Source organism: Rathayibacter sp. SD072, from assembly GCF_017355185.1.
Taxonomy (GTDB): domain Bacteria; phylum Actinomycetota; class Actinomycetes; order Actinomycetales; family Microbacteriaceae; genus Rathayibacter.
This window is the reverse complement of sequence record NZ_JADILJ010000106.1, coordinates 1-1,065: the sequence shown is the minus strand read 5'-3', so window position 1 is coordinate 1,065 and position 1,065 is coordinate 1. Positions and strand designations below refer to the sequence as shown.

Sequence of the window (1,065 nt, the reverse complement as noted above, 5' to 3'; positions counted from 1 at the left end):
GGTCAGACCCGCAGGTAACGCGCGATCGCGACGTTGGAGGCGATGGCCGCGAGGATCGCTCCGACCACGACCAGGATCGGCACGACGATCAGCGCGTCGTCCAGGCCCACGAACGACGTCAGCGGGATCCGGTACGCGAGGAATCCCTGCACGAAGAACTGCACGATCGCCACGACCGCGACGCCCGCGAGGAGCGAGCCGAGCAGGGCCGCGAAGACCCCCTCGAGGATGAACGGGGTCTGGATGAAGCGGTTGGACGCGCCCACCAGGCGCATGATCCCGAGCTCCCTCCGCCGTGAGAAGGCCGACAGCCGGATCGTCGTGGCGATCAGCAGCACCGCCGCCACCAGCATGAGCACCGCGATGCCGATGGCCGTGTAGCTCGCCGCGTTCAGGATCGAGAAGATCTGGTCGAGGTACTGCCGCTGGTCGGTGACGCTCTCGACGCCCGAGACGCTCGAGAGGCTCTCGACGAGCACGTCCGACTGCGTCGGGTCCTGCAGGTTGATCCAGAAGGTCTGGTTCAGCAGGTCCGGAGTGACGTACTCGGCCACCGGGTTGCCCGCGAACTGCTGCTGGAAGTTCGCGTACGCCTGGTCGTGGTCCTCGAAGTAGAACTGGTCGATGTAGGGGTCGAGGGTCGCGCCCGTGAGCTGAGCCTCGACCGAGTCGATCTGCTCCTGCGTCGCGTCGGATCCGCTGCAGTTCGAGCCGCCGGACGTGGCGGTGCACATGTACACCGCGACCTGGGCCTTGTCGTACCAGAAGTTCTTCATCTGGCCGATCTGCATCTGCAGCAGGATCGCCGTGCCGACGAAGGTGAGGGAGATGAAGGTGACCAGGATCACCGAGACGACCATGGAGACGTTGCGTCGGAGGCCGCTCGAGACCTCCGACCAGATCAGTGCGAATCTCACTTGACGGGTCCTACGTTCTGCTGGTCGTCGCCGGTCTCGTCGCCCTCGCCCGTGTGGGCGCGCAGGCCCAGGCGGGCCGCGAGGGACTCCTCGGGCAGCGCGCCGGTGTCGGCGGGCAGGTAGATCGGACCGGTCTGGCTCTGGAGCT

Annotated in this window: 1 protein-coding gene; it reads right to left on the bottom strand. The window is 66.7% G+C overall.

Annotated elements, in window-relative coordinates:
• Nucleotides 1-2: 2 nt before the first annotated feature.
• The gene (gene ftsX / locus IOC53_RS18635) at nt 3-917 is read right to left on the bottom strand and encodes a permease-like cell division protein FtsX (RefSeq protein ID WP_207408107.1); all 915 of its coding nucleotides are present in this window, start codon (nt 915-917) and stop codon (nt 3-5) included.
• Between the last annotated feature and the right edge of the window lie 148 nt (nt 918-1,065).